Source organism: Enterobacter chuandaensis (assembly GCF_039718975.1).
GTDB lineage: Bacteria > Pseudomonadota > Gammaproteobacteria > Enterobacterales > Enterobacteriaceae > Enterobacter > Enterobacter chuandaensis.
The window spans coordinates 968,895-994,851 of the sequence record NZ_CP097173.1 but is presented as its reverse complement, the minus strand read 5'-3'; the positions used below and the strand labels follow the sequence as shown (position 1 = coordinate 994,851).

Here is a 25,957-nt window from a genome sequence, read left to right as displayed (position 1 = left end):
GAAAACGGAGCCCAGAATTTCCGATCTCCAAACTGCCCCCTGAATGGTTGATTAACAAGCAGAAAGAGCGGAAAATCCATACAGGACACATGGATGAAAAGGACGTTTGATGTTCAGATTGTACACTCTGTGGGAACTCGAACGGGAGCTCTCTCCCGAAGATTTCCAGCATATCCTGACACCGGAAGCGACACTGGAAAAAGCGACGGTAAGCTATGACCTGGACTACCGAAACTACACGTCACCACCAGTAAATGAGGTTCCCAGACAGAAGGACGGTTTTAACAACAAACCCTATCAGCAAACGGGTTACGACCCGGTTTATGATGATCTGGAAATAAACCTGATGGAGGGCTGGGTTATCGGTCTGGATACAGACGAACAGTGGGACGAAACGGTAAACCCTTTCCACATCGACACCGGTGGTGAGCTGATTTTTAATAATGCAGATCCGTTCTGCTGGATTGTCAGTGATTTTCAGCGCGCTTTTCGACATGCCATCAATAACCAGAACGGTAGAAAACCCGCACCAACCGTGAAGTTCCGCACTTCCGGAGAACCCGTGCAGCACGCTCAGGCGGGCAAAGTAATCAACAGCAAAATAGCTGGAGGATTGATGGCCGGTGGAGGTGTGTACAACGGCAATATAGAGGGATTCCATCAGGCCGCACAGCAGCTAGGCGGCGACACGTTAGCTGGTTACGATCAAGTCATGGATAACAAAGGACTGATCATTGCTGGCGCATCTGTCGTGGCAGGGCTGACGATGGGCAGGATGCGATTCCCAGAACTGGAAGAGCTTGAGCATTTCGGGGCGAGAGGGGCTGCATCAGGAAGAACGTTTGATCCCGAACTGGCAGGTGGACCGATCGAAAATCTGACGACAGATGGGGTGAATGTCACTCATGAAGGGATCGCAACCGTAGAAAAACATATATCACGATTCGACCACGACCCTGCTAACGATGTGATGATTGGTAGGCTAAAAAACATTGCAAAAGGTGAATTTCCCCCCGAACAAGTAGATCTAAATTACTACACACACGAATGCAGAGAATTCCAACGTTATTGCAATTTAGGTTGGGAATCAGGTGAACCTGAAGGGCCTGCTAGCTATGACCTATGGAACAATGCACACACAGCAACGTTAGAAGATTTTAAACTTAAAGACGGTGACCTATTCCACCCGGACGCACTGAAATGACGATCACGAAGACAGAAATTAACGTACTAAAAGTCATGTCTGAAAAAGACATGGATTGGAGCTGGATAATTCTAGACCGCGCACTTTCTATGAAAGGGATCCCCGGATTTGGCAACGTAGCGAGAATTGTCACTAATTTAGTCGAACATGGTTTAGTCGATGTAATTTACAACGAAGAAACAAAGCACTCTCGTTATAGAGTGTCAGAAAATGGGTTTAAAACACTCAAAGCACTGGACCTGACAGAACACGATTAAATATAACATCTGTTATCAGCACCGCCAGATCACCACTGGCGGCGTTTCCGGGGTCTGACGTGCTAAAGTCGTGGCTGGTAAACCGCAAAACCACCGGCAACGCACCTGAAAAATTTTCATCCTCTGCATATTTATGCAGCCAAGTGAATCACCTCCAGTTTCGTCGAAAAATGGCACTGAAAGTGCCGTTTCCGGCAAGTTAACGCGTCATTGATGACCCTAACGCTGCTTCTGTTTTGCTCCATCTCAAGCGTTTTCTGATGCCGAACAGTCCATTCATGTTGGGGTCCGCCAGGAATCCGTAAATTATCCTACGTTAAGCCTGTTTTTTGTACAGACTACTATCCACTGAGCGTAACGTACGGTATTTACCCTGTCCCAGCTTGAGGTTTGTTCGCCAGACGTAATCCCCGCTGAGATTTATGTGCTCCCATCCTGGCGGGGACAGATGCGCAATAAGCTGTTCATTTAGCGGGAGTCCTTTTCGCTTCAGAGAATCTATGGCTCTTTCTATATATACCGTATTCCATAGTGAGATCGCCGCAGTCAGCAATGTCAGACCATTCTCCGGGGACAATCTCGCAACGACCGGAGCATCTGCGGGGAAATCTGGAAGCGTTGTTCATCACAAAACGCCCCCGACCATAAAGGCCGAGGGCGGTTAAGATGTCAAAAGCCCGCTATCCGGTGGACATCCATGCCGCTCCGCTTAAGTGAACGGCATTGCACCTCGCGCGGGGTTTTTTATTGCCACATTTTCTCGTAATGACGTGCTACAGTGTCAAAAAGGGGTCGTTTGAGGAGTCTGTATCGTGCCTGGTCTGAAGATTTCGATTTTGCAGCAACCTTTAGTGTGGATGGATGGCCCTGCCAACCTGCGCCACTTTGATCGTCAACTGGAAGAGATTACCGGGCGAGATGTGATTGTCCTGCCGGAGATGTTCACCACTGGCTTCGCCATGGAAGCGGCTAAACAGTCGATGCCCCAGGAAGAGGTAGTCGCCTGGATGCATGCCAAAGCACAGCAAACCAACGCGCTGATCGCCGGGAGCGCCGCACTGCAAACGGAACGCGGCCCGGTGAACCGCTTCCTGCTGGTTGAGCCGGAAGGGAAAGTGCATTTTTACGATAAACGCCACCTGTTCCGCATGGCCGATGAACATCATCACTATGAAGCGGGTAACGAACGCGTGGTGTTCGAGTGGCGCGGCTGGCGCATCCTGCCGCTGGTCTGCTACGACCTGCGCTTCCCGGTGTGGTCGCGCAACCGCAACGATTACGATCTGGCGCTGTATGTCGCCAACTGGCCTGCGCCGCGCTCGCTGCACTGGCAGGCGCTGCTGGTGGCGCGCGCGATTGAGAACCAGGCGTACGTGGTGGGCTGTAACCGCGTGGGGACGGACGGTAACGGACATCACTACCGCGGCGACAGCCGGGTGGTGAACCCGCAGGGCGAGATTATTGCCACAGCCGAGCCGCATCAGGCGACGCGCATTGATGCGGAGCTGTCATTGACGGCGCTGAAGGAGTATCGGGAGAAGTTTCCGGCCTGGCAGGATGCGGATCCGTTTAGCATTGGATGAAATTTTCCCCTCACTCTAACCCTCTCCCCAAAGGGGAGAGGGGATTGTTCGCTGCTCGCATTAGGGGGATAAAGTATTAACTCACTAACGCCTGACCGTCTTTGCGGCTTTCCGTCGCGGCAACGTAGTGCCCTTCCGGCATACGATAGATCACCTGCGCCCCGCCGAAGTTGTAATCCTGAAGCGGATCTTCCACCACGATCTGATGCCCGCGCTCGCGCAGCGCCGCGATAGTATTGCGATCGAACGTCGATTCAACAATCACCTCCCTGCCCTGCACCACGCGCCAGCGCGGGGCGTCGATGGCCGCCTGCGGGTTTTGCCCGTGCAGCATAATACGCAGCGCCATCTGCATGTGCCCCTGCGCCTGCATTGGCCCGCCCATCACGCCAAAGGACATCAGCGGCTTGCCGTTACCGTCCATCGCAAAGCCAGGAATGATGGTGTGGAACGGACGCTTGCTGCCCGCCAGCGCGTTCGGGTGTTCAGGATCCAGTACAAAACCGCAGCCCCGGTTTTGCAGACTGATGCCGGTATCCGGCACCACGATCCCGGAACCAAAGCCCATATAGTTGGACTGAATAAACGAGACCATCATCCCGCTGGCATCCGCGGTGCTGATGTAGACCGTGCCGCTCTGCGTTGGGGAACCGTAAACGAAGTCTGAGGCACTGTCGTGGTTGATAAGCGCCGCGCGCGACTTCAGATAATGGTCGCTCAGCAGCTCTTTTGCCGCGAACGCCATGTGTTCTTCATCCGCCACGTAGCGGTCGAGATCCGCCAGCGCCAGCTTCATGGCTTCAATGGACAAGTGCAGAGACTGCACGGAGTCCGGATGATGTTTCTCAATGCCGCACTGCTCCAGAATACCGAGCGCGATCAGCGTGGCGATCCCCTGACCGTTTGGCGGCAGCTCCTGAACCGAGCCGCCCGCGAAGTCGCGCGACAGCAGCTCTACCCAGTCCACGCGATGGTTTGCCAGATCCTCAGCCGTCAGGTGCGCGCCGTGTTCTTTGGCGAAGGCGGCAATTTTCTGCGCCAGCTCGCCGCGGTAAAAAGCTTCACCGTTGGTTTTGGCAATCAGCTCCAGCGAATGAGCCTGTGCCGGGTTACGGAAGATCTCCCCCACGCGCGGGGCGCGGCCTTCCGGCGCAAAGCAGGCGCTAAAGCCCGGCTGATCTTTCAGCTTGTTATAGCCGCGCTGCCAGAGATGACCAATCAGCGGCGAGACCGGGAAGCCGTTACGCGCGTAGTCAATCGCAGGCTGCGCCAGCGTGGTCAGCGGCAGCGTGCCGAAGCGTTCCGCCAGCGCGACCCAGCCCGACACCGCACCCGGCACCGTCACCGCGTCCCAGCCGATTTCCGGCACCGCGGTTTTACCGGCAAACAGATCCGCATGCCAGCTGGCAGGCGAACGACCGGACGCGTTCAGACCATGAAGCTTTTCACCGTCCCAGACGATGGCAAAGGCATCGCTGCCGATCCCGTTGCCGGTCGGCTCAACCACCGTCAGCGCCATCGCGGTGGCAATGGCCGCATCAACGGCATTGCCACCCAACTGCAGCATTTTCATTCCCGCCTGCGCCGCCAGCGGCTGCGACGTGGCAACCGCGTTGTGGCCCATCATCGGCGGGCGGCGTGAAGCGTAACCGGACGTAAAATCAAGCGCTTTGGTCATCATGACTCCTTAGTCGTGGCGCGGATCGAGCGCATCGCGCAGCCCGTCGCCGAGTAAATTAAAGCCCTGCACGGCAAGGAAAATCGCCACGCCGGGGAAAACGGACATCCACGGCGCCTGCTCCAGAAACCCTTTCGCGGTATTGAGCATGGAGCCCCAGGATGGATTGGGCGGCTGCTGCCCCAGCCCCAAAAACGACAGGCTGGCTTCGGCGATAATCGCCGAGGCAATCGCCAGCGTGGCCTGAACCAGGATCGGCGACATCACGTTTGGCAGGACGTATTTAATGATGATCCAGCGATCCGGCAGGCCAATCGCCCGCGCGCCGTCGATATACTCTTCGTTGCGAATGGCGATCACCTGTCCGCGCGTCAGGCGGGCGAAGATCGGCATCGCCGAAAGACCGATGGCGATCATCGCGTTGGTGAGACTCGGGCCTAAAAATGCCCCCAGCGCGATCGCCATGATCAGGAACGGACAGGCCAGCAGCGCCTCGATAAACCGCGAGATGACGCCGTCCCACATCTTCTGGAAGTAGCCCGCCACCAGCCCCAGCGGCACGCCAATAACCACCGCGATAACCACCGACATACAGCCCGCCATCAGCGAGGTGCGCGCCCCCCAGATAATGCGGGATAAAATGTCGCGACCCAGCTCGTCGGTGCCGAACCAGTACATCGCCGACGGCGCTTTGCGCACCGCGAGGAAGTTGGCTTTAACCGGGTCGAACGGGGCGATCCACGGCGCCAGCAGCGCCACCAGCACAAAAAAGCCCACCACCACCGCGCCGATCACCGCGCTTTTGTTGCCGAGGAATTTCTTCAGCACCCGGTTCTGCGCGCGCGGCAGCGCGGGCGTAACGGTTTGCGTCGTCAGTTCCGCCATGGTTAACCTCGCATTTTCGGGTTGATAAGAACGTAGAGCACGTCGGCCAGCAGGTTGAGCAGCAGGAAGCCGATCGCCACGATCAGCACCACGCCCTGCACCACCGCGTAGTCACGGTTGAACACCGAGTCGACGATCATCTTGCCAAAGCCCGGAATGGTGAACACCTGCTCGGTCAGCACCGCGCCGCCCAGCAGTTCGCCGAACAGCAGCGTGGTGAGGGTGATCACCGGTACCAGCGCGTTGCGAAACGCGTGCTTTAGAATGACCGCCTTCGGCAGAAGCCCCTTGGCGCGTGCGGTACGGATATAATCCGCTTTCAGTACCGCAATCATCGACGCGCGGGTATGGCGCATCAGCGTTGCCGCCAGCCCGGTTCCGAGCACAGAAGCGGGCAGCAGCAGCGTGCGCAGGTTCTGGAGCGGATCTTCACTGAACGGCACATAGCCGGACGCGGGCAGCCACTGCAGGTTCACCGAGAAGACCAGAATCAGCAGGATCCCCAGCCAGAAATGCGGGATCGAGATCCCCGAGATCGCCACAAAGTTCGCCCCGTGATCGACCCAGCTGTTTTTGTTCACCGCCGCGACGATCCCCATGCTGATGCCAAACACCAGCGCGATAATCATCGCCAGCAGCGACAGCTCAAGCGTGACCGGCAGCTTGCTGGCGATAAGCTCGGTCACCGGTTCATGCGTGCGCAAGGAGACGCCCAGATCGCCCTGCAGCGCCCGCGTCAGCCAGTGGAAATACTGCACCGGGATCGGCGCATCCAGGTTCAGCTCCGCACGCAGCTGGGCGATCACCGCCGGATCGCGCTCCTCTCCGGCCATCGCAATCAGCGGGTCGCCGGGCAGCAGTTTTTGCAGCCCGAAGACCATCATGCTCACCAGCAATAGCGTCGGGACGGCCAGCAGCAGACGTTTGCAAATCAGTTCCAGCATGGGTTCTCCTCAGGACGTTTATTTCGCCAGCGTCAAACCCGCCAGACGCACGATGCCGTCCGGGTACGGCTTAAAGCCCTGCACGCTTTTGTTCAGGCCGAAAATGCGCGGCTCGAAGTAGAGGTAGGCAATCGGCATATCGGTTTGCAGCTGCTTCACTACCTTGTCGTACAGCGGCTGGCGTGCGGCCTGGTCGGTGCTCTGGCGCGCCTGCGTCAGCCACTCATCGACCTGTGCGTTGCTGTAGCGGCCATCGTTCAGGGTGCCGTTGCTATGGATAAAGCCGTAGATGCTGCCGTCCGGATCCGGACGACCCGACCAGCCGGAGAAGCTCAACTGATAATCGCCGCTCTGCTGGCGATCGAGCAGCGTGGCGAATTCGGTCATCTGCAGGTTCAGGGTAAAGCCCGCCTCGGCAACCATAGCCTGCAGCACCTGTCCCACCTGCTGCGAGGTTGGGTTGTTCGGCACCAGCAGGTTGACGGTCAGCGGCGTGGTGACGCCTGCCGCTTTCAGCAGCGCTTTGGCTTTATCGACGTCGCGCGGCGGGACCGGCAGGTTAACGTGATACGGACTGACCGGTGAAAACGCCTGGTTTGCCGGGGTGTACAGCCCTTCAAAGACCACCTGGTTTAACGCATCGCGATCAATGGCCTGAGAAAATGCCTCGCGCACGCGAGCGTCCTTAAACGGATCGTTGGCCGGCACCTTGCCGTTGTTGATGTTGAAGGTGATGCCCTGGTAGCCCAGGCCCGTCACCTTCGCCAGCGCCAGCTTGCTGTCGGCTTCGACGGTTTTGACGTCGCTGGCGGCGATGCCTTCTGTCAGGTCGAGATCGCCCGCGCGCAGGTTCGCGAGGCGCACGGAGGCATCCGGGATCGGCAGATAGATGATTTTGTCGAAGTGATAGGCGTCTTTGTTCCAGTAGTTGTCGAAGCGGGTCAGAACGATGCGGTCCTGCGACACGCGGCTGTCGAATTTGTACGGCCCGGAGCAGACCGGATGGGCGGCAAAGTCAGGCTTTTTCGCGGCTTCGGGCGCCATCATCGCGCCCGCGCGGTCGGTGAGCTGCATCAGCAGCGCGGCATCGGGCGTTTTCAGGTGCAGCGCAATCTGCATCGGGCCGGTGACCTCTACCGACTCCACGGAGGAGATCTCGCTTTTACGCAGGGAGCCTTTCAGGGTCAGAGCGCGATCGAGATTGTATTTTGCCGCGGCGGCATCGAATTTTTCGCCGTCGTGGAAGGTCACGCCTTCACGCAGATCCATGGTTAGCGTTTTGCCGTCCTCGCTCCAGGCCCAGGATTTTGCCAGACCCGGCACGACCTTCAGATGCTCATCGACATCCACCAGCCTGTCGCACAGGGAGGCAAACACGAAGCGGCCATAGTAGGTGCGCGCCAGATGCGGGTCGAGCATGTCCGGGTCAGCGCCCAGGCCGATCCGCAGCACGCTTTCAGAATGGGCGGGCAGCGCCGCGCCAAGCAACATAACACTTCCCAGTACGGTCAAAAGAGAATTACGTATTGTCATTATCATGAGTTCCTTGAAGGAAGGGACGAGTGAGTGGCCGCGTGTTCAAACAGCGCGCGGCGGCGCAGAAAAGCGGCGGATGGCGGTGCGATCTGGATAACGCTGCGATCGCGATTGATCTCCTGCCAGCGGTGGCAGGCAACCTGCCGCCCGCCGTCGAGTACCTGATTAATCGGCTCGACCTGGCGGCATTCATCGGTGACGTACGGGCAGCGGGTGTGGAAGCGACAGCCCGACGGCGGGCTGGCCGGATTGGGCAGATCCCCCTGCAGCAGCGGCGCGTCGCGCTCAACGCCCGGCTGCATCTGCGGGGCCGAGGCGATCAGCGCCTGGGTATAGGGGTGCAGCGGCGCGTCAAAAATTTCATCGACGGTGGCAAGCTCAACGATTTGCCCAAGGTACATCACCGCCACGCGGTCGCTCATATGGCGAATCACAGCCAGACCGTGGGCAACGATCACCATCGTCAGCCCCAGCTGGTGCTTCAGGTTTTCCAGGAGGTTGACCACCTGCGCCTGAACGGAGACGTCCAGCGCGGAAACCGGCTCATCACCCAGCAGCAGCTTCGGTCCCGAGGCCAGCGCGCGCGCAATGCCGATGCGCTGACGCTGTCCGCCGGAAAACTCGTGCGGGTAGCGCCCTGCCCAGGCGGCAGGCAGACCAACGGTCTTCAGGAGTTCGGCAACGCGATACTGGCGATCCGCTTTCTTCATGTTTTGATGCAGCCATAGCGGCTCGCCGACGATCTGCTCTACCGTCATGCGCGGGTTCAGCGAGGCGAAGGGATCCTGAAAGATAATCTGCAGCTCTCGCCGGAGCTGGTTCAGACGGGCGCCCGAGGCATCGGTGATCTCCTCCCCCTGATAAAACACGCGCCCTTCGCTGGCGGCCAGCAGACGCAGCAGCAGACGGCCGAGGGTGGATTTCCCGGAACCGGATTCGCCAACAATCGCCAGCGTTTCGCCCGGCATCACGGCAAGCGAAACGCGATCGACCGCCGTGACAAACCGCGCCGGGGAGAAGAGTTTTTTCGGGCCTGGGAAGCGCTTGCTCAGATCGCGGGCTTCAAGAATGGGCGTGGTCATGCGGTCTCTCCCAGGGCAATGTGGTGTTCGAGCGGCACGCGGAAGCAGGCGACCTGATGGCCCGCGCCGAGCGTGGTGAGCTGCGGTTTTTCATCGTGGCAGCGCGACTGCGCAAACGGGCAGCGCGTCGCGAAACGGCAGCCTTTCGGCATGGATTCCGGGAGCGGAACCGAACCGGGAATGGTGGAAAGCTGGCCTTTGCGTGCGCCCAGAGAAGGGATCGAGCCCATCAGGCCAATAGTGTACGGGTGCTGCGGGTCGGCAAAGATGGCTTCGACACTCCCCTGCTCCACTACCTGCCCCGCGTACATCACGGCGACCTGCTGCGCCACTTCTGCCACCACGCCTAAATCGTGAGTGATCATCAGGAACGCCGTGCCGGTTTCCTCTTTTAAGGTGTTCAGCAGGGTCAGGATTTGCGCCTGGATGGTGACGTCAAGCGCGGTGGTCGGCTCATCGGCAATCAGCAGTTTGGGATGGTTAATCAGCGCCATGGCAATCATCACGCGCTGGCGCATGCCGCCGGAAAGCTGATGCGGATATGCCTTGAGCCGCATCTCTGCCGCCGGGATCTGCACCTTCTCGAGGATCTGCAGGGCAACCTTCATTGCCTCTGCGCGCGAGACGTTCTGGTGTCGCATAACCGCTTCGCTAAGCTGATCGCCCAGCGTAAACGCCGGATTGAGCGAGGTCATCGGCTCCTGGAATATCATCGCGAGCTCGCTGCCGCGCAGATCGGCATATTCCCGCGGCGAGAGCTTGCGCAGGTCGTGGCGGCGAAACTGCATCTCGCCGCTGACAATCTGCGCGCTGGCGGGCAGTAAACCCATCAGCGCCAGTGAGGTGATACTTTTTCCACAGCCGGACTCCCCCACCAGCGCCAGCGTTTCGCCCGCTTTGACCGTCAGGGAAATGCCGTCAAGTACGCTCACCGGCGAGCCGGAAAACCTGACGTTGAGATTATTCAGCCGCAGTACTGGCGTGGAATCCTTAAACGGGATCGTCGTCATAGCGTGAAGTCATCCTCAAGGTGGATCGCCTGAATCAGGGCGTTTTGCAGGCTGAGCAGGTGCTCGCGCATGGCAGCCGCGGCTTCATTAGGCTGGCGATGGATAATCGCAGACATGATCTTGTGATGGTGGTCGTTATAGCTGTCGACACGTTCGGGCGTGCGGGCCAGCTCGCGCAGGTGCTGCCAGCCGGGTTCGCGCCGCACGGCATCAATGGCGTCAAACAGGCCGAGCATCAGGCGGTTGCCCGCCGCCTCGGCAATGGCGCGGTGAAAGGCGCTATCCCAGAGTTCGTTGAGATCGCGGTCGTCCGGACTGACCTTGTCGATGCGTTCCAGCATGCGCTGCATGAGCGCGAGGTTTTCCCTGGTGGCACGCAGTGCCGCAAGCCGGGCTAAGCCGGGTTCGAGCTGTAGACGAGCTTCCATCACTTCCAGCAGGTTGGTCTGCTGAACCAGTCCCTGAAGGGCCAGCGGTTCAACCGGGGCAGCCGGGCCAATAAAGGTCCCTTTGCCCTGCTTGCGCCAGATCCGCCCCTCTTCTTCCAGCACGTCCAGCGCGCGACGCACTTCGCGTCGTCCTACGCCGAGTGTTTCCGACAGCTCACGTTCCGTGGGCAGCGGAGTGCCTGGTGTTGACTCATGCTGGTTGATTAGCCCGCGCAGCTGCTCAAGCGCGGTGCTGGAATTGGCCAGAAACCGTGACGGCTTTTCCATATTGGTTCGCTCGCTATCATCATTATTTTGTTTTTATTAACGATAAGTTATTGATATGGAATGAAGCTTATCGTGCTAATGATTAAGCAATAACCGAACCAATACGTTATTGGTTCATGAACTTTTATGAACAAGACGGGTAAGCGAATGATTTCCCGATAATTATTTTTACAACTGGAAACAACCTGACGGGCTACGCAAAGATGACGAGACGAAAGAATGCACAGAGTTAGTGCAAATAACGCACTAAAGTTGTGCAAATGTTAAATAATTGCACCACATAAATTAACTTTTTGTTAATAAAAAGAAGAGAAAAATGAAGAGGAGAGCTGAAACGACGAAGGCCTGAATCATTTCTGATTCAGGCCTTCTGAATAGTGGCGGAACGGACGGGACTCGAACCCGCGACCCCCTGCGTGACAGGCAGGTATTCTAACCGACTGAACTACCGCTCCACTGTTCCCGTTTGGGGAACGAGGCGCATATTACGGTGTGCCTCGGATCTCGTCAACGCTTTTTCTCATGTTTTGAATCGTTTGCTGCAAAAATCGCCCAACAGATGATTTTACAGGCATTCCGGCGTTTTTTCAGGCACGCCACATACAGCTTCCGCCCTTCTTCTGCACAAGGTCGAGGCGGGATTCGTGATCAAGTAACTCTGCATCGCTGGCTAAAACAACCCGCAAGCGGCTTGCCTGACGAACAACGCGCTGAATTCCCGCTTCGCCCTGCGTCTGCTGCGACTCATTTTCCATGCTGAACTTCATTGAAGTCTGTCCGCCGGTCATCGCCAGATAAACGTCAGCCAGGATCTGGGCATCGAGCAGTGCCCCGTGCAGCGTTCGCTTGGTGTTATCTATTTCATAACGTGAACAGAGCGCATCGAGGCTGTTACGCTTGCCGGGAAACATCTTCCTCGCCAGCGCCAGACTATCGGTCACTTTGCAAAAGGTGTTTGTTTTCGGAATATCGCGATGGAGCTTACTAAACTCATAGTCCATAAAGCCGATATCGAACGAGGCGTTATGAATGATGAGCTCGGCGCCTGTGATGTATTCCAGAAACTCGTCTGCCACCTCGGCAAAGGTCGGTTTGTCCAGCAAGAACTCATCGGCAATACCGTGAACGCCGAACGCTTCTGGATCCACCAGCCGATCGGGTTTGAGGTACACGTGGAAGTTGTTCCCCGTGAGACGACGGTTCACCACTTCAACGGCACCGATCTCAATGATCTTATGCCCTTCGTAGTGCGCGCCGATCTGGTTCATACCGGTGGTTTCGGTATCGAGGACAATCTGGCGAGTAATTGCAGTGCTCATAGCGGTCATTTATGTCAGACTTATCGTTTAACTGAACGTTTCGAATACAGGAAGTCTACCAGAGATGCGTAAACAGGTAGAGATTTTCACCGATGGATCTTGTCTCGGCAACCCGGGGCCTGGCGGCTATGGCGCGATTATGCGCTATCGCCAGCACGAAAAAACTTTTAGCGAAGGCTATTTTCTGACCACCAATAACCGGATGGAGTTAATGGCGGCCATTGTGGCGCTGGAAGCCTTGAAAGAACACTGCGACGTGGTGCTCAGTACCGACAGTCAGTACGTGCGCCAGGGCATAACCCAGTGGATCCATAACTGGAAAAAACGCGGCTGGAAAACGGCTGATAAGAAGCCAGTTAAAAATGTCGACCTCTGGAAGCGTCTGGATGCGGCATTAGGTCAGCACCAAATTAAATGGGAATGGGTAAAAGGCCACGCCGGTCACCCTGAAAACGAACGCTGCGACGAACTGGCGCGCGCGGCGGCCTCAAACCCGGCCCATGAGGATGCAGGCTATCAGCCTGAATCCTGATCAGGGTTTTTTATACTGCCGCGTTGCGCCTACGGTCTGCCGAAGGGGGGTTTTCGATTTACTCTGCTTCATCGGGTTAAGCGTAAGGGGGATGGTTCGCTTACGCGCGACGATAAATTGCATGCAGCCTAAGGCAGGCAAATGCGTACTTAACACTACGCCCCCCTGCCGCGCCCACGGCAGCACCTGAAAGCCGCCGTAGCTGAGCACTTCAAAATTCAGCAGTGAAAGCCAGTCAAGCTGACGCATCATGGTGAACATCCGGCTGTTGTAGGGTGGCGTACGGCGCAGGACAGGCACCAGCTTACGCAGCCCCATCAGGCTAAGCGGATTGAATCCGCTGAGTATCAGCCAGCCGTCATCAATCAGCACGCGATCGGCTTCACGCAGCATACGGTGAGGATCGCTGCACCAGGGCAGCGTGTGCGCAAGTAGACACGCATCAACGGATTTTTCCGCAAACGGCAGATGCAAGGGGTCCGCCTTCACCTGAACCGGCGAACCGCCGAGAGAAACATTGACCTGATGGGAGATAGCGCAGCTTTCGGTATTGATTTCCGCGCTGAGATTGCCAATCTTAAGCAGGTGAAAGCCATACATTTTCGCGAGCCAGGGCTTCAGCTGTTGTTCTAACGCCTCGCGATAGTATTCGCCCCAGGGCAATTCCGCCCAACGTTCCGGTGCTATGACAGTCTGAGGTATCCTTGCCGGTTTCATCAAAACACCCGCCACGCTATAAGAGGTAATGTATGAATCTTATCAGTATTCCTGCTTTTGAGGACAATTACATCTGGGTTTTGGTCGATGACGAACGTCGATGCGTCATTGTCGATCCCGGAGAATCCGCCCCTGTACTGCGCGCAATAGAAGAGAATGGCTGGCAGCCAGAAGCCATTCTGTTAACGCATCATCATAACGATCACACAGGCGGTGTGCCGGAACTGCGCGCCCATTTTCCGCATCTTGTGGTTTACGGACCGGCTGAAACACAAGATAAGGGAACCACGCAAGTAGTCGAAGAAGGCGAAAATATCCTCATCCGCGAGTGGGAGTTTTCCGTATTTGCCACACCAGGTCACACTTTGGGACATCTGTGTTTCTACAGCAAACCTTATCTTTTTTGTGGCGACACGCTCTTCTCGGGCGGCTGCGGAAGACTTTTTGAAGGTACGCCAGAACAGATGTATCAGTCTTTACAAAAGATTAACGCTCTACCGGATGATACCCTTATTTGTTGCGCACATGAGTATACATTAGGGAATATGAAGTTTGCCGTAAGCCTCTTACCTGAGGATCGGGCGATTCAGGATTATTATCACAAAGTGAAGGAGTTACGTGCAAAAAACCAAAATACACTGCCCGTTATTCTGAAAAATGAGCGTCAAATTAATTTATTTTTACGAACTGATGATATTGATTTAATTAACAAAATTAACCAAGAAACAAATTTGCAACAACCAGAACAGCGATTTGCATGGTTACGGTCAAAGAAAGATAACTTCAGATAAATGCGGGTTGCCTTTTCAAAATTTCGCCGTTATCATCGCTCGTCTTTTAAGCAACTATTGACACACACATGAAGGCAAAAGCGATATTACTCGCCTCTGTCCTGCTTGTAGGTTGCCAGTCGCAGAACGGCAGCAACGTACAACAGCACGCACAGAGCCTTTCTGCAGCTGGTCAAGGGGAAGCAGGGAAGTTTACGAGTCAGGCGCGATGGTTGGACGATGGGACATCTTTCGCGCAGGAGCAAGACTTGTGGACCTCTATTGGCGACGAGCTAAAGATGGGAATTCCGGAAAACAGCCGGATTCGCGAACAGAAACAGAAGTATTTAAGAAATAAGAGCTATCTCCACGATGTAACGTTACGGGCAGAGCCGTATATGTACTGGATAGCCGGGCAAGTTAAAAAACGTAACATGCCTATGGAGCTGGTACTCCTACCCATAGTGGAGAGCGCTTTTGACCCACACGCGACGTCTGGCGCCAATGCCGCAGGCATTTGGCAGATCATTCCGAGCACCGGGCGAAACTATGGTCTGAAACAGACCCGCAACTATGATGCGCGTCGCGATGTTGTCGCTTCAACGACAGCCGCTCTCGACATGATGCAACGTCTGAACAAGATGTTTGACGGTGACTGGCTGTTAACGGTCGCAGCGTATAATAGCGGCGAAGGTCGTGTACTGAAGGCAATGAAAGCGAATAAAGCACGGGGTAAATCCACCGATTTTTGGTCGCTCTCACTGCCACAGGAAACAAAGATTTACGTACCGAAGATGCTGGCATTGAGCGATATTCTCAAGAACAGCAAGCGTTACGGTGTACAACTGCCAACACCAGACGAAAGTCGTGCACTGGCGCGCGTTCGCCTCAGCAATCCGGTTGATATTCAACAGGTCGCTGATATGACGGGTATGTCGGTAAGTAAATTGAAAACCTTTAATGCAGGCGTTAAAGGCTCGACGCTGGGGGCAAGCGGCCCGCAGTACGTAATGGTTCCGCAGAAGCATGCTGAGCAGTTACGTGAGTCTTTAGCATCGGGTGAGATTGCCGCCGTTCAGTCAACGCTGATCGCGGATGCTTCCTCCGTAAACAGCCGCAGCTATAAGGTACGTTCAGGTGATACGCTTTCAGGCATTGCCTCACGCCTTGGCGTGACGGCGAAAGATCTGCAGCAGTGGAATAATCTGCGCAGCTCCGGCCTGAAAGTGGGTCAGACACTGACGGTGGGTGCAGGTAACAGCGCACAGCGTCTCGCCAGCAACAGCGATAGCATTACCTATCGCGTGCGCAAAGGCGATTCACTGTCCAGTATCGCAAAACGGCACGGCGTGAACATCAAAGATGTGATGCGCTGGAATAATGATACTGACAATCTGAAACCGGGCGACCAGCTGACGCTGTTTGTGAAGAACAGCGCCACGCCAGACTCCTGATAACACGATCGAAAGATAAAAAGGCACCGATTCCCCTCGGTGCCTTTTTTATTTATCCCGCCTTTTGTGCTTCAGCCATGATGGTATCGCTGGTAAATGAGCCATCGGCCTGCAGTTCAAAGTACGCCTTCACCTCTGCGGACGCACTTTCCTGGTAGAGCCTGATCGCCTGGCTTAACGCCTCCGGGGTACGCATACGCGCGATCCACGAGCCGAACTCCAGCGGTAAACGGTCTGTTATTAACGAGCGCGCAATCAGCCCGGCTTCAGTGATAAACGATAACCACTCCCCGCTGGCGTAGTTTTGCACGTGCGAGGTATCGCGCAGCGCTTCGACCGTCTGCAGCCAGATATTACGCACCGGATGCCCGGGAGACATCACATCCATAATGATGAAGGTGCCACCCGGCTTGAGAACTCGTCTGACTTCGCGCAATGCCTGGCCAACATCATGCCAGTGGTGTGCGGAATAACGGCTGATCGCGACATCAAACGACGCATCATTAAACGGTAAAGACTCCGCATAGCCCTGCCGCGTATCAATGTTGTTCAGCCCTTTCGCTTTCGCCGCCTCAGCAACGACGTCCAGCATCTGGCTCGATAAATCATACGCGGTAACGTGGGCTACCTGCTGCGCAGCCGTAAAGCTCGCGTGCCCTGCCCCACAGCCCAAATCCAGCACGTGCGCCTGTGGAAATGCCGCCAGACGTTCACCGAGACGCACCAGATCGCGACCTGAGGCATGCACGGCGCTGCTCAGATAAGCACTTGCCTGAGAACCAAACTGTTTTTCTACGTTGTCATGATGGGAGTGTGTTGTTGTCATCGTACTGTCCTTTGTTGGTTAAAATAAAAGGGCAGCACCCGCGCAGGCCTGCCCCACGGCAGACCTGACACACCATTATTTATCAGGTTTGCCGGGACTGAATTCAACTAGTAGAGGATTGTGATCGGAGGCGCGCGTCACCAGAACAGAAGCGTCGTGCACGCTCAAACCACGATAGAAGACAAAATCGAGAGGACGACCAAAGGCTTTTTTGCGCTGATCATCGTTAAAACGAACTTCACGCAGCGACATTTCGCGCGCAAAACGATACAGCGCATTCATGCGCGGACGGCTCCAGGCGTTGAAATCGCCAGCCATGATGATGGGCCCGCTGTGATGCGCAATCTGATCGCCAATTGGAAGTAACTGCTTACTATACACATCCACACCGAGGCTAAAGTTTACCGCGTGGATATTGACGACCATCAGCATTCGGGTATCCGGCAGCGGATAGACCGTCACCAGCGCTGATTTCGCCAGACGCAGGATAGGCTCGCGCTCGCGGAGCGGGCAACAGTAGACCGGATGGGCAGCAGAAAGCGTCATCACGCCAGAGGGATGTTGCGGCAGGACAAATGCCGGTACCTGGTCGGCGGCAAGATAGTTCGTGGTGGCAAACCGGACCAGTTCAGGGGTAGTTTGCGCTTCCTGGAGCAGAACCAGATGGGCATCTTTTCCAAAATTTTTGAGTACCGATAACCATTCCGCGCGCTGCTGCTTGAAGATATTCCAGACCAGTACCCGAATTTTTTCATCGCTGCTTAACGGTGTGCCGGCGGGTAATGCCTGGCTTATGCTCGCAAACGACCCCGGAGGTAAGATCCTCTCCGCAGGCATACCGGCAACATAACGCATGGCATAGGTATTTTTTCGCACTTTTGGAAACAGCCCCTGTAACATGAACCAGCCCGGAAAACGGACTGGTTCTAATGTTATAGGGACTTTAGGTCACACTTTCAACGCAATTTCTGAGAAACCGTTTTCCAGTTTTGTAAGCAAGCACTTACTGATGTTATCCCAGCGCTACGCGGGCTGGCTTATCCAGACGTCCACTCAGGCCAATCAGCAGGAATGCCACCAGGACAATCACCGCCCCAATCCATGGGGTCTGGGTTAATCCGAAGTGTTCGACGGTTTGTCCACCAATGATGGAGCCCAGCGCGATACCAATATTGAAAGCCGCAATATTCAGACCAGAAGCCACATCCACCGCATTTGGCGTATAAAGCTCGGCTTTTTGTACAACGTAGACCTGAAGCCCGGGCACATTACCAAAAGCAAAGATCCCCATGACCAGCACCGTGACCAGTGCGGCGTAGTGTATCGAAGCGGTAAACTGGAAAATCATCAGCAGGACAACCAGCGCGGCGAAGATGAATTTCAGCGCCGGTACCGCACCATGCTTATCTGCAAGTTTTCCGCCCCAGATATTGCCAATAGCAACGGAAATACCATACCCCAGCAAAATCCAGCTCACGGCGTTCGGGGAGAAACCCGCCAGGTCCTGCATCATCGGCGCCAGGAAGGTGAAGGCGGTGAATACGCCACCATAGCCCAGGGCAGTAACCGCGTAGATGATCAGCAAACGCGGATGAGTGAGCACCTTCAGCTGATCGCTCAGGCTGGCGCTCGCCCGGCCTGGAATATTCGACGGTACCAGCAGCAGGCTAGCCACGAGAGCAATAACACCCAGTAAGGAGACGGCCAGGAACGTTTCGCGCCAGCCAAAGTGCTGCCCGATAAACGTTCCCAACGGCACACCCGTCACAAGGGCGACGGTCAATCCACCGAACATGATTGCGATAGCTGAGGCTGCTTTCTCTTTGGGCACCAGGCTGGTTGCGATGGTGGAACCAATCGAGAAGAACACGCCGTGCGCCAGGCCAGTCAGCAGGCGGGCAATCACAAGGGTGGTATAGTCCGGTGCCTGCCAGGCCAGAATATTGCCGGCGGTGAACAACACCATCAGCGCAACTAACAGTTGCTTACGCGGAAAACGTCCGGTCAGGGCCGTCAGCACCGGTGCGCCGACGGCGACGCCCAGAGCGTAGATGGACACCAGCAGCCCGGCGGAGGGCAACGAGATCGCAAGCTGGTTCGCAATAGTGGGAACCAGCCCCACGATAACAAATTCGGTCGTGCCAATCGCAAAGGCACTGATCGTCAGGGCAAGTAACGCCAGTGGCATAAAATACTCCGTATCATCAGGATTAAGATGACAGGCAGTATGCGCCAGTGCTTAAATAACAAAAATGGTCAAAATATCAATAGAATTTTGCGGGTGGTGCAACAATGAAAGCAACGTCGGAAGAGCTAACAATCTTTGTCGCCGTCGTCGAAAGCGGCAGCTTTAGCCGCGCAGCCGAACAGCTGGGACAGGCTAACTCGGCCATCAGCCGCTCGGTGAAAAAGCTGGAGATGAAGCTTGGGGTGAGCCTGCTCAACCGAACGACGCGACAGCTGAGCCTGACGGAAGAAGGAGAGCGTTATTTTCGCCGCGTGCAGTCGGTGCTGCAGGAGATGGCCGCAGCGGAGACGGAGATTATGGAAAGCCGCAGCACGCCGCGCGGGTTGCTGCGTATTGATGCGGCCACGCCGGTTGTGCTTCACTTTCTGATGCCGCTGATTAAACCTTTTCGCGAACGTTATCCGGAGATGACGCTCTCTCTGGTCTCATCAGAAACGTTTATCAACCTCATCGAGCGGAAAGTGGATGTGGCAATCAGGGCGGGAACACTGACGGATTCCAGCCTACGTGCCCGGCCGCTGTTTGCCAGCTACCGCAAAATTATCGCGTCGCCACAGTATATTGCTGAACATGGTAAACCGGAGACGGTAGAAGAGTTAAAGCAGCATCTGTGTCTGGGCTTTACGGAACCTGTGTCGCTGAACACCTGGCCTGTTGCCTGTCATGATGGTCAGCTCCATGAAATTACCTGTGGATTATCCTCTAACAGCGGAGAGACGCTGAAACAGCTATGTCTGGAAGGGAACGGTATCGCCTGTTTATCGGACTATATGATTGATAAGGAGATAGCGCGGGGCGAACTGGTGGAGCTGATGGCCGATAAGCGTCTGCCGGTAGAGATGCCTTTTAGCGCGGTGTATTACAGCGACAGAGCGGTGAGTACGCGTATACGCGCCTTTATCGACTTCCTGAGTGAACATATAAAAACAGCTCCCGAAGGAGCTGTGTGAGGGTTCTGGGTACAGAGGGAGGGTCTTATTAATCCCAGTTCGGCGCTAAACCTTCCGGGCTCACCAGGCGATCGTTGCACTCCAGCGCTGCGATCGCTTTTTTATCCTCTTCATCCAGCTGGAGATCCAGCGCCAACAGGTTGCTGGCCAGGTTTTCGCGCTTGGTTGAGGACGGGATCACGGCATAACCTTCACCCATTGCCCATGACAGAATGACCTGCGCAGCAGTCGCGTTATGTTTCTCTGCGATGCGGATAATCACTTCGTCTTTCAGAGCCTTACCGTAAGCGAGCGTCATGTATGAGGTGATGTGGATCCCGTGCTGTTTTGCCCAGTCCACGACGTTGCGGTTTTGCAGATATGGAGACAGCTCAATCTGGTTGGTCGCAATATTCTCAGCGCCAACAGCGGCAATCGCTTTTTCCATCAGCGGGATGGTGAAGTTGGAAATACCAATTTCACGGGTCAGGCCCTGCTTTTTCGCTTCCAGCAGTGCCTGCATGAATTCTTCCACAGAAACGGCATCGTTCGGTGATGGCCAGTGGATCAGCGTCAGATCGACGTAGTCAGTACGCAGTTTTTTCAGGCTCCCTTTCAGGCTAGGGATAAGCTTGTCTTTGCTGAGATTCTCAATCCAGATTTTCGTGGTGATGAACAATTCATTACGCGGTACACCACTCTCTTCGAGAGCTTGTCCAACGGCAGCTTCATTTTCATAGATCTGTGCCGTATCAATTGCGCGATAGCCAAGTTCAAGAGCGGTTTTAACAGATGCGATAACAACGTCGTCTTTCAGGCGGAAAGTGCCCAGACCAAATGCAGGGAGAGTCATAATATTCCTCAATCGTTATGTTCGTAAACTGAGGAGGATTATCGCTGGCTCTGTTATAGAGAAAAAGATCGCAAAACGCAGAGGATTTTTGCTAATTTCGCAATAATGAGACGACAGATAAGAAAAAAAGCCCTGAGCGTTAACTCAGGGCTTTTAATAAGTGGCGGAACGGACGGGACTCGAACCCGCGACCCCCTGCGTGACAGGCAGGTATTCTAACCGACTGAACTACCGCTCCACCGAAGACTGCTTGTAACCACCGGATTTATGCACCGGCTTACTACTTAATTTGATGCCTGGCAGTTCCCTACTCTCACATGGGGAGACCCCACACTACCATCGGCGCTACGGCGTTTCACTTCTGAGTTCGGCATGGGGTCAGGTGGGACCACCGCGCTAAAGCCGCCAGGCAAATTCTGTTAATCTGTATCAGGCTGAAAATCGTGTCTCTTCGCCAAAACATCTTCGGCGTTGTAAGGTTAAGCCTCACGGTTCATTAGTATCGGTTAGCTCAACGCATCGCTGCGCTTACACACCCGACCTATCAACGTCGTCGTCTTCAACGTTCCTTCAGGAGACTTAAAGTCTCAGGGAGAACTCATCTCGGGGCAAGTTTCGTGCTTAGATGCTTTCAGCACTTATCTCTTCCGCATTTAGCTACCGGGCAGTGCCATTGGCATGACAACCCGAACACCAGTGATGCGTCCACTCCGGTCCTCTCGTACTAGGAGCAGCCCCCCTCAATTCTCCAGCGCCCACGGCAGATAGGGACCGAACTGTCTCACGACGTTCTAAACCCAGCTCGCGTACCACTTTAAATGGCGAACAGCCATACCCTTGGGACCTACTTCAGCCCCAGGATGTGATGAGCCGACATCGAGGTGCCAAACACCGCCGTCGATATGAACTCTTGGGCGGTATCAGCCTGTTATCCCCGGAGTACCTTTTATCCGTTGAGCGATGGCCCTTCCATTCAGAACCACCGGATCACTATGACCTGCTTTCGCACCTGCTCGAGCCGTCACTCTCGCAGTCAAGCTAGCTTATGCCATTGCACTAACCTCCTGATGTCCGACCAGGATTAGCTAACCTTCGTGCTCCTCCGTTACTCTTTGGGAGGAGACCGCCCCAGTCAAACTACCCACCAGACACTGTCCGCAACCCGGATCACGGGTCTACGTTAGAACACCAGCCATTAAAGGGTGGTATTTCAAGGACGGCTCCACGCAGACTGGCGTCCACGCTTCAAAGCCTCCCACCTATCCTACACATCAAGGACCAGTGTTCAGTGTCAAGCTATAGTAAAGGTTCACGGGGTCTTTCCGTCTTGCCGCGGGTACACTGCATCTTCACAGCGAGTTCAATTTCACTGAGTCTCGGGTGGAGACAGCCTGGCCATCATTACGCCATTCGTGCAGGTCGGAACTTACCCGACAAGGAATTTCGCTACCTTAGGACCGTTATAGTTACGGCCGCCGTTTACCGGGGCTTCGATCAAGAGCTTCGCGTTGCCGCTAACCCCATCAATTAACCTTCCGGCACCGGGCAGGCGTCACACCGTATACGTCCACTTTCGTGTTTGCACAGTGCTGTGTTTTTAATAAACAGTTGCAGCCAGCTGGTATCTTCGACTGATTTCAGCTCCACCCGCAGGGGCTTCACCTACATATCAGCGTGCCTTCTCCCGAAGTTACGGCACCATTTTGCCTAGTTCCTTCACCCGAGTTCTCTCAAGCGCCTTGGTATTCTCTACCTGACCACCTGTGTCGGTTTGGGGTACGATTTCGTGTTACCTGATGCTTAGAGGCTTTTCCTGGAAGCAGGGCATTTGTTACTTCAGCACCGTAGTGCCTCGTCATCACACCTCAGCGTTAAAAGGTACCGGATTTACCTGGAACCTCCGCCTACATGCTTAAACCGGGACAACCGTCGCCCGGCTAACATAGCCTTCTCCGTCCCCCCTTCGCAGTAACACCAAGTACAGGAATATTAACCTGTTTCCCATCGACTACGCCTTTCGGCCTCGCCTTAGGGGTCGACTCACCCTGCCCCGATTAACGTTGGACAGGAACCCTTGGTCTTCCGGCGAGCGGGCTTTTCACCCGCTTTATCGTTACTTATGTCAGCATTCGCACTTCTGATACCTCCAGCAACCCTCACAGGCCACCTTCAACGGCTTACAGAACGCTCCCCTACCCAACAACACATAGTGTCGCTGCCGCAGCTTCGGTGCATGGTTTAGCCCCGTTACATCTTCCGCGCAGGCCGACTCGACCAGTGAGCTATTACGCTTTCTTTAAATGATGGCTGCTTCTAAGCCAACATCCTGGCTGTCTGTGCCTTCCCACATCGTTTCCCACTTAACCATGACTTTGGGACCTTAGCTGGCGGTCTGGGTTGTTTCCCTCTTCACGACGGACGTTAGCACCCGCCGTGTGTCTCCCGTGATAACATTCTTCGGTATTCGTAGTTTGCATCGGGTTGGTAAGCCGGGATGGCCCCCTAGCCGAAACAGTGCTCTACCCCCGAAGATGAGTTCACGAGGCGCTACCTAAATAGCTTTCGGGGAGAACCAGCTATCTCCCGGTTTGATTGGCCTTTCACCCCCAGCCACAGGTCATCCGCTAATTTTTCAACATTAGTCGGTTCGGTCCTCCAGTTAGTGTTACCCAACCTTCAACCTGCCCATGGCTAGATCACCGGGTTTCGGGTCTATACCCTGCAACTTAACGCCCAGTTAAGACTCGGTTTCCCTTCGGCTCCCCTATACGGTTAACCTTGCTACAGAATATAAGTCGCTGACCCATTATACAAAAGGTACGCAGTCACCCCATAAAGAGGCTCCCACTGCTTGTACGTACACGGTTTCAGGTTCTTTTTCACTCCCCTCGCCGGGGTTCTTTTCGCCTTTCCCTCACGGTACTGGTTCACTATCGGTCAGTCAGGAGTATTTAGCCTTGGAGGATGGTCCCCCCATATTCAGACAGGATACCACGTGTCCCGCCCTACTCTTCGAGTTCACAACCTGTGTGCTTTCGTGTACGGGACTATCACCCTGTACCGTCGGACTTTCCAGACCGTTCCACTAACACACAAGCTGATTCAGACTCCGGGCTGCTCCCCGTTCGCTCGCCGCTACTGGGGGAATCTCGGTTGATTTCTTTTCCTCGGGGTACTTAGATGTTTCAGTTCCCCCGGTTCGCCTCGTTAACCTATGTATTCAGTTAACGATAGTGCAACGGATTGCACTGGGTTTCCCCATTCGGACATCGCCGGGTCAAAGGTTCATATCACCTCGCCGGCGCTTTTCGCAGATTAGCACGTCCTTCATCGCCTCTGACTGCCAGGGCATCCACCGTGTACGCTTAGTCGCTTAACCTCACAACCCGAAGATGTTTCACTTCTGATTGCGAAAATTTGAGAGACTCGAACACACATAACATGTGTGTCGTTTCAATTTTCAGCTTGATCCAGATTTTTAAAGAGCAAAACTTCGCAGTGCACCTTTTCAGGTTCACTCTGAATTTTTCTTGTGTTCGCAGTAAAAGATGGTGGAGCTATGCGGGATCGAACCGCAGACCTCCTGCGTGCAAAGCAGGCGCTCTCCCAGCTGAGCTATAGCCCCATCGTTTTTAATCTCTGTACCGCTCATCCTTTAAAAGGAGTTTGGTAGGCCTGAGTGGACTTGAACCACCGACCTCACCCTTATCAGGGGTGCGCTCTAACCACCTGAGCTACAAGCCTGCAGAGATTTTTACTGCTGTTTTTCATCAGACAATCTGTGTGGACACTACAAAGGCAGGTTCTTTAAGGTAAGGAGGTGATCCAACCGCAGGTTCCCCTACGGTTACCTTGTTACGACTTCACCCCAGTCATGAATCACAAAGTGGTAAGCGCCCTCCCGAAGGTTAAGCTACCTACTTCTTTTGCAACCCACTCCCATGGTGTGACGGGCGGTGTGTACAAGGCCCGGGAACGTATTCACCGTGGCATTCTGATCCACGATTACTAGCGATTCCGACTTCATGGAGTCGAGTTGCAGACTCCAATCCGGACTACGACGCACTTTATGAGGTCCGCTTGCTCTCGCGAGGTCGCTTCTCTTTGTATGCGCCATTGTAGCACGTGTGTAGCCCTACTCGTAAGGGCCATGATGACTTGACGTCATCCCCACCTTCCTCCAGTTTATCACTGGCAGTCTCCTTTGAGTTCCCGGCCTAACCGCTGGCAACAAAGGATAAGGGTTGCGCTCGTTGCGGGACTTAACCCAACATTTCACAACACGAGCTGACGACAGCCATGCAGCACCTGTCTCAGAGTTCCCGAAGGCACCAAAGCATCTCTGCTAAGTTCTCTGGATGTCAAGAGTAGGTAAGGTTCTTCGCGTTGCATCGAATTAAACCACATGCTCCACCGCTTGTGCGGGCCCCCGTCAATTCATTTGAGTTTTAACCTTGCGGCCGTACTCCCCAGGCGGTCGACTTAACGCGTTAGCTCCGGAAGCCACGCCTCAAGGGCACAACCTCCAAGTCGACATCGTTTACGGCGTGGACTACCAGGGTATCTAATCCTGTTTGCTCCCCACGCTTTCGCACCTGAGCGTCAGTCTTTGTCCAGGGGGCCGCCTTCGCCACCGGTATTCCTCCAGATCTCTACGCATTTCACCGCTACACCTGGAATTCTACCCCCCTCTACAAGACTCTAGCCTGCCAGTTTCGAATGCAGTTCCCAGGTTGAGCCCGGGGATTTCACATCCGACTTGACAGACCGCCTGCGTGCGCTTTACGCCCAGTAATTCCGATTAACGCTTGCACCCTCCGTATTACCGCGGCTGCTGGCACGGAGTTAGCCGGTGCTTCTTCTGCGGGTAACGTCAATCGACAAGGTTATTAACCTTATCGCCTTCCTCCCCGCTGAAAGTACTTTACAACCCGAAGGCCTTCTTCATACACGCGGCATGGCTGCATCAGGCTTGCGCCCATTGTGCAATATTCCCCACTGCTGCCTCCCGTAGGAGTCTGGACCGTGTCTCAGTTCCAGTGTGGCTGGTCATCCTCTCAGACCAGCTAGGGATCGTCGCCTAGGTGAGCCGTTACCCCACCTACTAGCTAATCCCATCTGGGCACATCTGATGGCAAGAGGCCCGAAGGTCCCCCTCTTTGGTCTTGCGACGTTATGCGGTATTAGCTACCGTTTCCAGTAGTTATCCCCCTCCATCAGGCAGTTTCCCAGACATTACTCACCCGTCCGCCACTCGTCACCCGAGAGCAAGCTCTCTGTGCTACCGTTCGACTTGCATGTGTTAGGCCTGCCGCCAGCGTTCAATCTGAGCCATGATCAAACTCTTCAATTTAAGTTTGATGCTCGTGAATTAAACTTCGTAATGAATTACGTATGTTCACTCAGAGACTTGG

The 25,957-nt window shown here is 55.1% G+C and carries 20 protein-coding genes, 4 tRNA genes, 3 rRNA genes and 2 pseudogenes; 8 read left to right on the top strand and 21 right to left on the bottom strand.

Annotated elements, in window-relative coordinates; genetic code table 11:
• Window positions 1–109: 109 nt before the first annotated feature.
• Window positions 110–1,204: a hypothetical protein gene (locus tag MX657_RS04830; RefSeq protein WP_346807499.1), complete on the top strand. Its 1,095-nt coding sequence runs from the start codon at window positions 110–112 to the stop codon at window positions 1,202–1,204.
• The gene (locus MX657_RS04825) at window positions 1,201–1,461 is read left to right on the top strand and encodes a MarR family transcriptional regulator (RefSeq protein WP_119915300.1); all 261 of its coding nucleotides are present in this window, start codon (window positions 1,201–1,203) and stop codon (window positions 1,459–1,461) included. Before MX657_RS04830 ends, MX657_RS04825 begins: the two co-directional genes overlap by 4 nt.
• A gap of 316 nt (window positions 1,462–1,777) precedes the next feature.
• Here the strand turns inward: MX657_RS04825 and MX657_RS04820 are convergent.
• Window positions 1,778–2,026: pseudogene (locus MX657_RS04820) on the bottom strand (Tn3 family transposase); the annotation flags it as partial.
• Here MX657_RS04820 and MX657_RS23670 point away from each other — a divergent pair.
• Window positions 2,026–2,178, top strand: a pseudogene (locus tag MX657_RS23670) (IS4 family transposase); the annotation flags it as partial. The pseudogenes MX657_RS04820 and MX657_RS23670 sit on opposite strands and share 1 nt — an antisense overlap.
• Window positions 2,179–2,273: 95 nt before the next feature.
• Entirely contained in the window at window positions 2,274–3,044 is a 771-nt protein-coding gene (locus MX657_RS04815) for an amidohydrolase (protein WP_041911141.1), read from the top strand.
• A 76-nt stretch (window positions 3,045–3,120) separates the two neighbouring features.
• Here the strand turns inward: MX657_RS04815 and MX657_RS04810 are convergent, their stop codons facing one another.
• The 9 genes from MX657_RS04810 to dnaQ all read right to left on the bottom strand — a co-directional run bounded on the left by MX657_RS04810 (window position 3,121) and on the right by dnaQ (window position 12,214).
• Window positions 3,121–4,722 carry a gamma-glutamyltransferase family protein gene (locus tag MX657_RS04810; RefSeq protein WP_346808527.1) on the bottom strand — a complete coding sequence of 534 codons (1,602 nt, stop codon included), beginning with the start codon at window positions 4,720–4,722 and terminating at the stop codon, window positions 3,121–3,123.
• A gap of 9 nt (window positions 4,723–4,731) precedes the next feature.
• Window positions 4,732–5,607: an ABC transporter permease gene (locus MX657_RS04805; protein WP_032639545.1), complete on the bottom strand. Its 876-nt coding sequence runs from the start codon at window positions 5,605–5,607 to the stop codon at window positions 4,732–4,734.
• A 2-nt stretch (window positions 5,608–5,609) separates the two neighbouring features.
• Window positions 5,610–6,551, bottom strand: coding sequence for an ABC transporter permease (locus MX657_RS04800; RefSeq protein WP_061099113.1), 942 nt, complete (start codon window positions 6,549–6,551; stop codon window positions 5,610–5,612).
• An 18-nt stretch (window positions 6,552–6,569) separates the two neighbouring features.
• Entirely contained in the window at window positions 6,570–8,084 is a 1,515-nt protein-coding gene (locus MX657_RS04795) for an ABC transporter substrate-binding protein (protein ID WP_208861678.1), read from the bottom strand.
• Window positions 8,085–8,086: 2 nt separating this feature from the next.
• Window positions 8,087–9,169: an ABC transporter ATP-binding protein gene (locus MX657_RS04790; RefSeq protein WP_119915305.1), complete on the bottom strand. Its 1,083-nt coding sequence runs from the start codon at window positions 9,167–9,169 to the stop codon at window positions 8,087–8,089.
• Window positions 9,166–10,179 carry an ABC transporter ATP-binding protein gene (locus tag MX657_RS04785; RefSeq protein ID WP_346807496.1) on the bottom strand — a complete coding sequence of 338 codons (1,014 nt, stop codon included), beginning with the start codon at window positions 10,177–10,179 and terminating at the stop codon, window positions 9,166–9,168. Before MX657_RS04785 ends, MX657_RS04790 begins: the two co-directional genes overlap by 4 nt.
• On the bottom strand, window positions 10,176–10,895 hold the full coding sequence (locus MX657_RS04780; RefSeq protein ID WP_080328132.1) for a FadR/GntR family transcriptional regulator: 720 nt from the start codon (window positions 10,893–10,895) through the stop codon (window positions 10,176–10,178). The genes MX657_RS04785 and MX657_RS04780 overlap by 4 nt, the downstream gene beginning before the upstream one ends.
• A gap of 378 nt (window positions 10,896–11,273) precedes the next feature.
• Window positions 11,274–11,350: transfer RNA gene (locus tag MX657_RS04775), tRNA-Asp, on the bottom strand.
• 132 nt (window positions 11,351–11,482) lie between these two features.
• Entirely contained in the window at window positions 11,483–12,214 is a 732-nt protein-coding gene (gene dnaQ, locus MX657_RS04770; protein ID WP_080328133.1) for a DNA polymerase III subunit epsilon, read from the bottom strand.
• Window positions 12,215–12,278: 64 nt separating this feature from the next.
• Here dnaQ and rnhA point away from each other — a divergent pair, with 64 nt between their 5' ends.
• The gene (rnhA, locus tag MX657_RS04765) at window positions 12,279–12,746 is read left to right on the top strand and encodes a ribonuclease HI (protein WP_010426635.1); all 468 of its coding nucleotides are present in this window, start codon (window positions 12,279–12,281) and stop codon (window positions 12,744–12,746) included.
• Here the strand turns inward: rnhA and MX657_RS04760 are convergent, their stop codons facing one another.
• Entirely contained in the window at window positions 12,747–13,463 is a 717-nt protein-coding gene (locus tag MX657_RS04760) for a class I SAM-dependent methyltransferase (RefSeq protein WP_119915321.1), read from the bottom strand.
• Between the two features lie 32 nt (window positions 13,464–13,495).
• On the opposite strand from MX657_RS04760, the gene gloB reads away from it, so the two are divergent.
• Both gloB and mltD read left to right on the top strand, forming a co-directional pair.
• Entirely contained in the window at window positions 13,496–14,254 is a 759-nt protein-coding gene (gene gloB / locus MX657_RS04755; RefSeq protein WP_346807494.1) for a hydroxyacylglutathione hydrolase, read from the top strand.
• 68 nt (window positions 14,255–14,322) lie between these two features.
• A complete protein-coding gene (gene mltD, locus MX657_RS04750; RefSeq protein WP_080328135.1) occupies window positions 14,323–15,687 on the top strand; it encodes a murein transglycosylase D in 1,365 nt (454 codons plus the stop codon).
• A 52-nt stretch (window positions 15,688–15,739) separates the two neighbouring features.
• Here the strand turns inward: mltD and MX657_RS04745 are convergent, their stop codons facing one another.
• From MX657_RS04745 to MX657_RS04735, 3 genes are all read right to left on the bottom strand, one after another.
• Window positions 15,740–16,513, bottom strand: coding sequence for a class I SAM-dependent methyltransferase (locus MX657_RS04745; protein ID WP_119915308.1), 774 nt, complete (start codon window positions 16,511–16,513; stop codon window positions 15,740–15,742).
• Between the two features lie 75 nt (window positions 16,514–16,588).
• Window positions 16,589–17,389, bottom strand: coding sequence for an endonuclease/exonuclease/phosphatase family protein (locus tag MX657_RS04740; RefSeq protein ID WP_047347395.1), 801 nt, complete (start codon window positions 17,387–17,389; stop codon window positions 16,589–16,591).
• Between the two features lie 136 nt (window positions 17,390–17,525).
• On the bottom strand, window positions 17,526–18,701 hold the full coding sequence (locus MX657_RS04735; RefSeq protein ID WP_219366795.1) for an MFS transporter: 1,176 nt from the start codon (window positions 18,699–18,701) through the stop codon (window positions 17,526–17,528).
• A gap of 104 nt (window positions 18,702–18,805) precedes the next feature.
• Between MX657_RS04735 and yafC the strand changes: the two genes are divergently transcribed.
• Entirely contained in the window at window positions 18,806–19,711 is a 906-nt protein-coding gene (gene yafC / locus MX657_RS04730) for a DNA-binding transcriptional regulator YafC (protein WP_080328138.1), read from the top strand.
• A gap of 28 nt (window positions 19,712–19,739) precedes the next feature.
• Here yafC and dkgB read toward each other — a convergent pair whose 3' ends face one another.
• The 7 genes from dkgB to MX657_RS04695 form a co-directional block, all read right to left on the bottom strand.
• Window positions 19,740–20,543 (bottom strand): 2,5-didehydrogluconate reductase DkgB, encoded by an 804-nt coding sequence (gene dkgB / locus MX657_RS04725; RefSeq protein WP_119915310.1) that lies wholly within the window; start codon window positions 20,541–20,543, stop codon window positions 19,740–19,742.
• A gap of 161 nt (window positions 20,544–20,704) precedes the next feature.
• A tRNA-Asp gene (locus MX657_RS04720) sits at window positions 20,705–20,781 on the bottom strand.
• A 56-nt stretch (window positions 20,782–20,837) separates the two neighbouring features.
• Window positions 20,838–20,953: ribosomal RNA gene (gene rrf / locus MX657_RS04715) — 5S ribosomal RNA — on the bottom strand.
• Between the two features lie 65 nt (window positions 20,954–21,018).
• Window positions 21,019–23,922 (bottom strand): 23S ribosomal RNA (locus MX657_RS04710).
• 170 nt (window positions 23,923–24,092) lie between these two features.
• Window positions 24,093–24,168: transfer RNA gene (locus MX657_RS04705), tRNA-Ala, on the bottom strand.
• 42 nt (window positions 24,169–24,210) lie between these two features.
• A tRNA-Ile gene (locus tag MX657_RS04700) sits at window positions 24,211–24,287 on the bottom strand.
• Window positions 24,288–24,356: 69 nt separating this feature from the next.
• Window positions 24,357–25,896 (bottom strand): 16S ribosomal RNA (locus MX657_RS04695).
• Together the 16S, 23S and 5S rRNA genes with 3 tRNA genes alongside form the textbook arrangement of a ribosomal RNA operon.
• Between the last annotated feature and the right edge of the window lie 61 nt (window positions 25,897–25,957).

What these genes read in the sequence shown, in the direction of transcription:
- MX657_RS04830 (WP_346807499.1), top strand. Translation starts at nt 110, where the DNA reads ATGTTCAGATTGTACACTCTGTGGGAACTCGAACGGGAGCTCTCTCCC.
- dkgB (WP_119915310.1), bottom strand. Translation starts at nt 20,543, where the DNA reads ATGACTCTCCCTGCATTTGGTCTGGGCACTTTCCGCCTGAAAGACGAC.
- yafC (WP_080328138.1), top strand. Translation starts at nt 18,806, where the DNA reads ATGAAAGCAACGTCGGAAGAGCTAACAATCTTTGTCGCCGTCGTCGAA.
- MX657_RS04745 (WP_119915308.1), bottom strand. Translation starts at nt 16,513, where the DNA reads ATGACAACAACACACTCCCATCATGACAACGTAGAAAAACAGTTTGGT.
- MX657_RS04760 (WP_119915321.1), bottom strand. Translation starts at nt 13,463, where the DNA reads ATGAAACCGGCAAGGATACCTCAGACTGTCATAGCACCGGAACGTTGG.
- MX657_RS04790 (WP_119915305.1), bottom strand. Translation starts at nt 9,169, where the DNA reads ATGACCACGCCCATTCTTGAAGCCCGCGATCTGAGCAAGCGCTTCCCA.
- gloB (WP_346807494.1), top strand. Translation starts at nt 13,496, where the DNA reads ATGAATCTTATCAGTATTCCTGCTTTTGAGGACAATTACATCTGGGTT.
- MX657_RS04805 (WP_032639545.1), bottom strand. Translation starts at nt 5,607, where the DNA reads ATGGCGGAACTGACGACGCAAACCGTTACGCCCGCGCTGCCGCGCGCG.
- mltD (WP_080328135.1), top strand. Translation starts at nt 14,323, where the DNA reads ATGAAGGCAAAAGCGATATTACTCGCCTCTGTCCTGCTTGTAGGTTGC.
- MX657_RS04785 (WP_346807496.1), bottom strand. Translation starts at nt 10,179, where the DNA reads ATGACGACGATCCCGTTTAAGGATTCCACGCCAGTACTGCGGCTGAAT.
- MX657_RS04795 (WP_208861678.1), bottom strand. Translation starts at nt 8,084, where the DNA reads ATGACAATACGTAATTCTCTTTTGACCGTACTGGGAAGTGTTATGTTG.
- MX657_RS04735 (WP_219366795.1), bottom strand. Translation starts at nt 18,701, where the DNA reads ATGCCACTGGCGTTACTTGCCCTGACGATCAGTGCCTTTGCGATTGGC.
- MX657_RS04780 (WP_080328132.1), bottom strand. Translation starts at nt 10,895, where the DNA reads ATGGAAAAGCCGTCACGGTTTCTGGCCAATTCCAGCACCGCGCTTGAG.
- MX657_RS04825 (WP_119915300.1), top strand. Translation starts at nt 1,201, where the DNA reads ATGACGATCACGAAGACAGAAATTAACGTACTAAAAGTCATGTCTGAA.
- rnhA (WP_010426635.1), top strand. Translation starts at nt 12,279, where the DNA reads ATGCGTAAACAGGTAGAGATTTTCACCGATGGATCTTGTCTCGGCAAC.
- MX657_RS04810 (WP_346808527.1), bottom strand. Translation starts at nt 4,722, where the DNA reads ATGACCAAAGCGCTTGATTTTACGTCCGGTTACGCTTCACGCCGCCCG.
- MX657_RS04800 (WP_061099113.1), bottom strand. Translation starts at nt 6,551, where the DNA reads ATGCTGGAACTGATTTGCAAACGTCTGCTGCTGGCCGTCCCGACGCTA.
- dnaQ (WP_080328133.1), bottom strand. Translation starts at nt 12,214, where the DNA reads ATGAGCACTGCAATTACTCGCCAGATTGTCCTCGATACCGAAACCACC.